Annotated in this window: 7 protein-coding genes; 6 read left to right on the top strand and 1 reads right to left on the bottom strand. The window is 40.7% G+C overall.

All coding sequences use genetic code 11. The annotated features are described in order from the left end of the window. Positions 1-245 precede the first annotated feature (245 nt). The 6 genes from HMPREF9073_RS14415 (at position 246) to HMPREF9073_RS14390 (ending at position 7,792) form a co-directional block, all read left to right on the top strand. The gene (locus HMPREF9073_RS14415; RefSeq protein WP_009751188.1) at positions 246-890 is read left to right on the top strand and encodes a hypothetical protein; all 645 of its coding nucleotides are present in this window, start codon (positions 246-248) and stop codon (positions 888-890) included. Positions 891-935: 45 nt separating this feature from the next. Further along, positions 936-1,415, top strand: coding sequence for a hypothetical protein (locus HMPREF9073_RS14410; protein ID WP_009751187.1), 480 nt, complete (start codon positions 936-938; stop codon positions 1,413-1,415). Then, the gene (locus tag HMPREF9073_RS14405; RefSeq protein ID WP_009751186.1) at positions 1,415-2,119 is read left to right on the top strand and encodes a hypothetical protein; all 705 of its coding nucleotides are present in this window, start codon (positions 1,415-1,417) and stop codon (positions 2,117-2,119) included. The genes HMPREF9073_RS14410 and HMPREF9073_RS14405 overlap by 1 nt, the downstream gene beginning before the upstream one ends. A 210-nt stretch (positions 2,120-2,329) precedes the next feature. Beyond that, on the top strand, positions 2,330-4,201 hold the full coding sequence (mnmG, locus tag HMPREF9073_RS14400) for a tRNA uridine-5-carboxymethylaminomethyl(34) synthesis enzyme MnmG (protein WP_009751185.1): 1,872 nt from the start codon (positions 2,330-2,332) through the stop codon (positions 4,199-4,201). 76 nt (positions 4,202-4,277) lie between these two features. After that, positions 4,278-6,419 carry a TonB-dependent receptor gene (locus HMPREF9073_RS14395; protein ID WP_009751184.1) on the top strand — a complete coding sequence of 714 codons (2,142 nt, stop codon included), beginning with the start codon at positions 4,278-4,280 and terminating at the stop codon, positions 6,417-6,419. A 32-nt stretch (positions 6,420-6,451) separates the two neighbouring features. Next, positions 6,452-7,792: a DUF4374 domain-containing protein gene (locus HMPREF9073_RS14390; protein ID WP_009414360.1), complete on the top strand. Its 1,341-nt coding sequence runs from the start codon at positions 6,452-6,454 to the stop codon at positions 7,790-7,792. Between the two features lie 54 nt (positions 7,793-7,846). Here HMPREF9073_RS14390 and HMPREF9073_RS14385 read toward each other — a convergent pair whose 3' ends face one another. Then, positions 7,847-8,767, bottom strand: a complete 921-nt coding sequence (locus HMPREF9073_RS14385; RefSeq protein WP_009414359.1) for an alpha/beta hydrolase — start codon at positions 8,765-8,767, stop codon at positions 7,847-7,849. Between the last annotated feature and the right edge of the window lie 178 nt (positions 8,768-8,945).

The raw sequence follows: 8,945 nt of genomic DNA, 5'->3' as shown, positions 1-8,945 counted from the left end.
AGTTGGTTATCAAAAAAACTAACTACTATTTTTTATTAACAAATCAACTAATTGACTAATTGACAAATTATTTGTACCTTTGCCCCAAGATTAATGAACCTTATAAAAACAAATAAAAAAATGAAACCTTATCTGTATCTTTTACTATTCTTGCCCTTAGCAATTTTCTCTCAAAACCTCCCTTATGAAACACCTGCTTTCAAAGCAATTGAAAAAAAATTCAAAATCGAAAAACGTCAAGTTTATTGGGCCTTCTATACACACAAGCTGTACAAGGCGACTCTCTGTATCAGCTCATCACCTTTCCAATTGTTAAAAGAGAACAGGGCGCTGTAAAAATAGATTTGTATGTGATAAACTACCATACAGCTAAACAGAAAATAAAATCCTATTACAAAGGTGAAAACCAATGGTCTATAGCCGAAGACAACGCTTTGAGAGGCTTAGAAATAGTACCCCACCCCCAACAACTGAATACTAAAACTCCCGCTTACCAACTCAGAGCTTTCTTTTCTAATAGTGTGCGCTATAACCCTACCGGACGAGAAGAGCTACTTTGGTTGATACCCAAAGGTAAAAAACTTCATAACATATTTACAGCCAATGCAATGACTTATTCAGGAAAGATAGAAGGTGGTGAACTTAGTGCGGGGCAAATCCCTTGTAATGGCTCTAAAGAAGAAACTACCAGCCATTTTAGCATTCTACCTCATAAGGTATACGGTTTTTTTGCCCTGATGGAACACCGTACTACCAATCAAATACAAATCGTTCCCGATGCCGAAGGTTTTTGCAATGAAGAACTCTCCGCCAAGCAAGAAACTATGATAGAATGGCAATACAACAAAAAAGAAAAACACTACAAGCCTATTAACGAATTGGCAAATTAACAAATTATTACTAACTTTGCACGCTCAAAAAAGACTTACATCATTATGCCACGCATTTACTATAGAGAAAAGAAACTACACGATGTACCCCTGAAAAACGAGGTCATTACAGTCGAATTATTTGATAAAATTATAGCACTCAGCGCCTTCATTCCCGAAGATGCGCTCCAAATTTTTGAGCTCCCTCAAAAAAAATCTACCTTTGCTTTTTGGAATAACAACAAACCTTTTAAACACGCTGTGGTTTGGAATACCGAAAAGCCTCATACTACCTATGAATACGGCGATTTCTACCTCCCTAAAGCTATCGTTTTCTTCGATGTGAAAGATGCCTATTTCCCATCCGATTACTACTTTATAGTAAATATCAACGGACAGTTAGAGCTCGGCTATAGCCGCGCTGGCGCAAGTACCGCTTGGTATGAACAACCTCAATTGTGGCATAAGGTTACCAACCCTAAAATCATTAAACGATTTGAAAAAAGCATTCAAGCTCTTTACAACTATTTAACAAAAAATCAATAATGGGTTTTGTTGCTACTATCCCTTTTTGGGCACTCTGCATAGCAACGGGTTACTATTTTTTCAATAGAAAACCCGATAACAACTTGCACTATAGCAGTCCGCGTTATATGCCCGAAAAACGGAAGCTGTACATCGCTAAATTAAAGAAATACGTAGGGGTAGTATCAGTGTCTATAGGGCTATTGTTTTGCCTAACTTTTTGCCCTTTTCTACTTTTTGAGTTGTTGGATATGCCTCATTCTTTTTATGAAAATTTACTTCTTTATACCCAGCAGCATCCTTTTATAATCTACCCTACTGCAGCAGAATTTTTAGGATGGTGTATAGCCTTATATTTTCACGACAGTCGAAATATTAAATACTTACAAAAGCTATTAGAAGCAATGAGTGATTCTGATTACGAGCGTTTTACCCAAATGATGCAGTTGATAAACTTCGCTCAACGCTATTCTCCTTTTGTAGTGATTTGCCAAGAGAAAGCCTACTTTATGTCGAATCTTAGTGAGGGAATTCCGCTGACGGATATAGTGCATTTAGAATGGAAATGTCGGCAAGAACACCACAGTCGTTCAAAAAAAGGTAATAGACTAATAGAAGAAGCCTATATCTACACCCGCCAACAACCCAATACCCCCATCACTGTAATGATGCCTAAAAGCCAATATCGCTTCTTAGAGCGCGCTTACCGCCAGGTGAATTGTTAATTATTAATTGTTAATTGTCAATTGTTTTGTACCTTTGCCGCCTGAAATTATAGGCAATCAAAAATGGTTGGCAAATTTTTTGTTGCTACACTGATAATCACTCTTTTTTAGAGTATGTTGTAGGGGCGTTTTGCAAACGCCCATAGCAATAAAACTTTTTGAACACTCTCATTACCCAATTGACAAATCAAAAAATTGACAAATCGATAAATGTTTACAACTGAATATGATGTGATAGTAGTAGGCGCAGGGCACGCAGGTGCCGAAGCTGCTGCTGCTGCTGCCAATATGGGCGCACAAACCCTCCTTATTACTATGAACCTCCAACATATAGCCCAAATGAGCTGCAACCCCGCTGTGGGAGGCATCGCCAAAGGACAAATAGTGCGTGAAATCGATGCGCTGGGCGGCTATATGGGTATTATTACCGATAAAACGGCTATCCAATTTAAGATGCTCAACCAGTCCAAAGGACCTGCAATGTGGAGTCCGCGCGCACAATCCGATCGTATGCGATTTTCCGAAGCGTGGCGCTTACAGTTGGAAAGCCTCCCTACCCTTGATTTCTTCCAAGGTATGGTAAACGACCTGCTTATCGAAAAGGATAGGGTAGTGGGGGTACGCACCTCTTTAGGGGTTACTATCAAAGCCAAAAGTGTGGTGCTCACCAATGGTACTTTCCTCAATGGGGTGATGCACATAGGGCTCAAACAGTTCGGTGGCGGTCGTGTAGGTGAACCTGCTGCTCACGGACTTACCGAATGTCTCGTGCAACACGGTTTTGAAGCTGGTCGTATGAAAACCGGTACACCACCTCGTGTAGATGCTCGTTCTCTCGACTTTACCAAGATGATTCCTCAACCAGGTGACGAGCATCCTCAAAAATTCTCTTTTTCCTCTGAAACAAAACCTCTTGCCGTACAAAAAGATTGTTATATGACCTACACCAGCAAGCGCGTACACAATATCCTTCGTACGGGCTTTGACCGCTCACCTATGTTCCAGGGAATTATACACGGCGTAGGCCCTCGTTATTGTCCTTCAATCGAAGATAAAATCAACCGTTTTGCCGATAAAGAACGTCACCAGCTGTTTGTAGAACCCGAAGGCTGGCATACGGTCGAGATGTATGTCAATGGCTTTTCAACCTCTTTGCCAGAAGAAGTGCAATATGCTGCCCTTAGTCAGGTGGCAGGCTTTGAAAAAGTGAAATTCCTCCGCCCTGGTTATGCCATTGAATACGACTATTTCCCACCTACCCAACTCAAACATACACTCGAAACAAAACTGATAGAAAACTTATACTTCGCTGGACAAATCAACGGAACTACAGGCTATGAGGAAGCTGCTGCTCAAGGATTGATGGCAGGCGTGAATGCTGTACTAAAAGTGCGCGAACGCGAACCTTTTGTGCTAAAACGCGACGAGGCTTATATAGGAGTTCTCATCGACGACCTTATCACCAAAGGCACCGAAGAACCTTATCGTATGTTCACCTCACGTGCCGAATACCGCACCCTCCTCCGTCAGGATAATGCCGATAGCCGCCTTACTCCTCTGGGGTATGAAATAGGTACGGTAAGTGAAGAGCGTTACCGCGCTTGGGAAACCAAAAATCGCAAAGTAAACGACTTTATTACCTATATAAAGGAATTGAGCGTTACCCCCGACGAAGTGAATCCTATTCTCGAAAAATACGATTCATCACCAATGAAACAAGGTGATAAACTCCAAAAAGTACTCTCACGCCCCGATGTAACTCTCGCCGATTTTGAGTCTATAGACCGCATCGCAAGTTATATAAAGGAAAATAACCTTAATGAAGAAGAAAAAACTTGTGCTGAAGTAGAAGTTAAATACGCAGGTTATATAGAAAAAGAACGCAATAATGCCGATAAACTGAACCGCTTAGAGAGCGTGCGTATTCCCGATAATTTTGATTACGATAAAATTATCTCCCTCTCTTTCGAAGGACGTGAAAAACTAAAGAAAATACGCCCAACAACCCTTTCTCAAGCCTCTCGTATCAGCGGTGTTTCTCCTGCCGATATTAGTATCTTGTTGATATATATGGGAAGATAAATCATTGCTAATTTAGGATTATTCAAAATAATTTTCGTACCTTTGCCCCCGTTATTCTAAAAACAGAGATACGATAATGCCTTTATCACCTAAAAATATAATCCTTTTACTCACTTCTTTTTGTGCAACTCAACTCTTCTCTCAATCTGTTGAAGAAGGAGTTACGCAACTCAGTGAGGTTGTGCTCACAGGGCAATCACCTATCAAGCAAGTGCAAAAAGCAGCTTACAACGTGGTTGCTATCGAAGCTCAACAGCTCCGCAATCTCAACAGCAATGCTGCCGATATGCTTGCTCGTGTATCGGGAGTGAAGATGCGCGAAACTGGTGGAGTTGGGGCAGAAACAGCAATCAATCTTAATGGCTTTACCGGTCGTCACGTGCGTATCTTTATCGATGGGGTACCTATGAACGAAGCTAATGCCTCTTTTCGCATTAATAATATTCCCGCTGAACTTATCGAACGTATCGAAATTTACAAAGGTGTGGTGCCTGTTACTTTTGGTGCCGATGCTCTTGGGGGCGCTATCAATGTAGTAACACGCAAAAGCCGATACAACTACGGCAATCTATCCTATACTTTTGGTTCTTTCAACACCCATAAAAGTACCTTAAACCTCGGGCAATTCCTCACCGATAACATCAGTGTAGAACTCAATGCTTACCAAAATTACTCCGATAACAGCTATAAAGTATTTACTGAATATCTCGACCTCCAAACAGGCTCTTACTCTAAAGAAAAACGCTGGTTCAAACGCTTTCACGACCGTTATCACAACGAGGCTATCATAGGTCGTGTGAATATTTTCGATGAAAAATGGGCTGATAAACTTTCTTTTGCACTTAATTATAGTCAAGAGGATAAACAACTCCAAAACGCCAACCTAATGCAAAAAGTCTTCGGAGGTAAGTACCGCAAATCTCATAACTATTCATCTTCAGTAGAATATGAGAAAAAGAATATCCTCAAAGGTCTCTCTTTCTTCCTTACAGGGCGTTATGATTTTACCACCACTCAGAATGTAGATGAAGAAGCTCGCCGTTATAGCTGGACGGGTGAGTATGAACCAATGGTTACTCGTGGTGAATCGCAACTCCAAAACACTATTTTTGAAGGTAAAACGGGCTATATTACTTCACACTTAGACTATCAACTCAATGAAAAACACTCTTTTCAACTCACACACACCTTCAGTAATTACATTCGGCGTAACAAAAATATGCTCATTACCAACTATACCCTCGATTCCGATTTTATGAGGCGTGTCAATGAGAAAAATATATCTGGATTATCATATAAGTTCACCCCCTCCGAGCGTTGGAATATATTAGCTTTCGGTAAATATTACAATACAGCTGTAACAGGTCCAGTGATTGTTACTGGATATGGAAGTCGCGCGGTATATGAAGAGGAAACTCATCACACTCAGGCTTGGGGGTATGGTGGGGCGACTACTTATCAGCTCTTAAAGCCTCTACAAGCCAAACTTTCTTATGAAAAGAGCTTCCGCCTACCTACTGATACCGAACTCTTTGGCGATGGCGATTTAGAGATTGGCAACTATAAGCTCAAACCCGAAAATAGCGATAACCTGAATGTAAATCTCTCTTATCAACCTGCGTTCAAAGCGCATTCATTCTTAGTAGAAGTGGGTTTTGCCTATCGTTATATCAAAGATTATATCATCAGAAGTATTATCAGTGCAGGAGCTAATGAAGGCTCCGCAGGAAGCCGAAATCACGGTAAGGTACTCAATATGGGAGTCGATGCTACCCTGCGCTATTTCTTCTATAAAGATGCATTTTCAGTAGGTGGCAACTTGTCTTATATGAACTTGCGCAACAAAGAAGAATTTACTGAAACAGGTCGCCCTTCTGCTATCTATAACGACCGTTTGCCCAATATGCCTTATCTATTTGGCAACGCCGATGCTACTTGTAATATAGAAAGCCTCATTGCTAAACGCGACAGACTATCACTAAACTATAATCTCTTTTTCACCGAAGAGTTTTTTACCTCGTGGCAAAGCGAAGGAACAAAAATTAAAGTCCCTCGCCAACTTTCACACGATGTGAGTCTTACCTACTACACTCCTAACAAACGGTTAAGTCTTTCCGTAGAAGCCAAAAATATCACCGATAAATTGTTGTACGATAACTACAGCCTCCAAAAAGCTGGTCGCGCTTTCTATGCCAAACTCTCCTACCGATTCTACTAACCCCTAATTTCTAACAACTAATTTCTAAATATATGTATATCAATTTTCAAACATTCAAAAAAACGCTACTTGTAGGCTCTCTACTTAGCCTCGTAGCCCTCACGTCTTGCAAAAAAGACGATAATACTCCAGTTCCTCCTCCTTCTGCCGAGGGAGCTAACTTCTTCATCGATGCTGGAGGTGATCAAAATAAAACTCGTTATCTATTGGTCGCTAAAAACGTAGAAAATGGTGAACTCCCTCTTTCTGCTAACCAAGAACAATTCAAAGAAGCCAATGGCTATTTCTGGCAGTTCAACAAGAACACAGCAGTAGGTCTATCCTATGGCTTTAAAGGAGCTGGTATCGGTATTTCTTACGAAAAAACAGCTCAAGGTGTAAAACACCTTACTGATTTTGACGTAGCCGAACGTGCCACTACTTTCGGTTTCTTCAGTGATTATTGGATAACTGTAGTAGGCGGACAAGAATACGAAGGCAAAAAAGACGGCGCAACCTTCAACTTCCGCAATGCCAACAATTATACCAAAGCTTTTACCAAAACTATCCATACAGCAAATCTCCTTCCTGAGATGAACACCTCCTCTTCTACTCAAGAAATCGTGTCGTTTGCTGGTATCTTAGACAATGGTAACGGTGAGTTCTTCAGCGGTATGATAGTTTCTGATTACAAAGATGTACAAGTAGCTCAAGGTTCAAGTACCGGTAAAATCCACAATCCCGATGTAGTATATGTAGGGGTACTTGATAAAGACTTGAACCTCAAACGTAGCTATAAAAGCGATAAGCTCAGCTATAGTGCAGGTCGTTTCAAATCTCAATATTTGTTAGAAATGGGTAAAGCCGATAATGGCGATGTATATGTATTCTCAGGAGCAATTGCTAAGAATCCTCCTAAAGTAAAAGCCCCTCAAACTCCCGATGTTGCTTCAACAAAACCTGCAGGTGCTTTGCGTATCAAACAAGGCGCTACCGACTTTGATAGTTCTTATTTCTTTGATATTTCGGCAGTATCCGGTAACGGAATCTTCCGTCGTGTATGGCATATCACCGGTAATAAGTTCTTGCTTGAGTTCTTTAATGATGCTTCAAAAGCTGCCCTCAATGGAGTAGATGTAAACCGCTTTGCTATTGTAGATATGGAAGCTAAATCCTTCAACTGGGTAACCGGACTGCCAGCTCTCTCTGATTTTGCTAATATGACGTCAAACCCCGTAGAGCTTGCTGTCTATAATGGTAAAGTCTATCTACCAGTAAATGTAAAAAACAGTGACCCTGCTATCTATGTAATTAATCCTGCTACCAATGTAGCCACCAAAGGTCTCACTGTAAAAGGAGCTTCTTTCATCAACGCTATCGGTCACTTCAAATAATAAAACAAAAAGGTGCTTGGAAAACAATCTCTCTAAGCACCTTTTCTATTTTTACTATTCACTTTTTACTTTCTTCAGCCATTTCTCGGTATTTCTCAAATACTTCTCACTCGGCACAAACTTATAATGTAACCTTTTAGAAAGCGCCTCATACCGCTGCTGGATAACTGCTGGATTCTCCTCAATATCATTGCGGTCGATGAACATCTCTGCAAAAAGCCTCCGCATCAAATCCATATTTCCTACCACTTGTATTGTGCCGTGATTCTCGTTGGGATATTCAACAAAATAAGTCTCCAAATTCTTAAAAGCTCCCTTTGCAGCCATTGCCTGCACCGCCTCTATCGCCTCCCGATGCCTACTGCGTCCATTGTTGCGCACCTTCTTCCCCGAATACGATAAATAAAAAATCCGATGTTTAAAATCCTTCCCTTTATTCGCTTCGAACAACCGCTCTCCATCGTTTTCTCCCCACCACAAACTTGGGTCGTGTGCAATATAAGCATTAAATAGCTCCGTATGTTTGTTAAGAGCAGAAACCACCGCCAAACCACTCAATGAGTGACCTACTAAAATGCGAAAATCACTACATCTGTATTGTTTTTTAACCAAAGGAATAAGCTCATCAGCCACAAACTGCCAAAAACGGTCACTATCGCTCCCAAAATCCCTTTCGCGCTGTGTGTTTTCAATTCCAATTACAATCATTTCAGGTACATTAGGGATTCCCTGAGCCAATTTCCCCATCAAAGTAGTAAAATAGTTGAAGTTTGTTTCTGCATCAAGCAGATACACCACAGGATAGTTTGTCTTTTTTAAAGTAGAGTCGTAATACGAATCAGGCAAATACACACTTATAGTACGCGTTTCACCTAACACTTTAGAAGAAACCGATAATTGTTCACCTATACAAATAGAAGTCTGCCCTTGAACAAAAGAGCAAGCCAATAGCCAAAGTATAAAAACTCTTTTCATTATTGATTTATATAAATATAGGTGCAAAGATATTAAAAAATATCAATTACTCAATTATTCACCCCCAAAAACACCCCCCCCAAAAAAAGAAGTCCACCACTTTCATCACCACCAAATCCCATCACCACCCTCTCTTTCTCTAACCCCCACCGCTCCCACCCCCCCCGAAAAAACTCTC

The sequence above is a fragment of the Capnocytophaga sp. oral taxon 326 str. F0382 genome, assembly GCF_000318295.1.
Taxonomy (GTDB): domain Bacteria; phylum Bacteroidota; class Bacteroidia; order Flavobacteriales; family Flavobacteriaceae; genus Capnocytophaga; species Capnocytophaga periodontitidis.
Note: the sequence above shows the minus strand (reverse complement) of the source record. Positions and strands in the feature narration are given on the sequence as shown.

What these genes read in the sequence shown, in the direction of transcription:
- HMPREF9073_RS14405 (WP_009751186.1), top strand. Translation starts at nt 1,415, where the DNA reads ATGGGTTTTGTTGCTACTATCCCTTTTTGGGCACTCTGCATAGCAACG.
- HMPREF9073_RS14390 (WP_009414360.1), top strand. Translation starts at nt 6,452, where the DNA reads ATGTATATCAATTTTCAAACATTCAAAAAAACGCTACTTGTAGGCTCT.
- HMPREF9073_RS14385 (WP_009414359.1), bottom strand. Translation starts at nt 8,767, where the DNA reads ATGAAAAGAGTTTTTATACTTTGGCTATTGGCTTGCTCTTTTGTTCAA.
- mnmG (WP_009751185.1), top strand. Translation starts at nt 2,330, where the DNA reads ATGTTTACAACTGAATATGATGTGATAGTAGTAGGCGCAGGGCACGCA.
- HMPREF9073_RS14395 (WP_009751184.1), top strand. Translation starts at nt 4,278, where the DNA reads ATGCCTTTATCACCTAAAAATATAATCCTTTTACTCACTTCTTTTTGT.
- HMPREF9073_RS14410 (WP_009751187.1), top strand. Translation starts at nt 936, where the DNA reads ATGCCACGCATTTACTATAGAGAAAAGAAACTACACGATGTACCCCTG.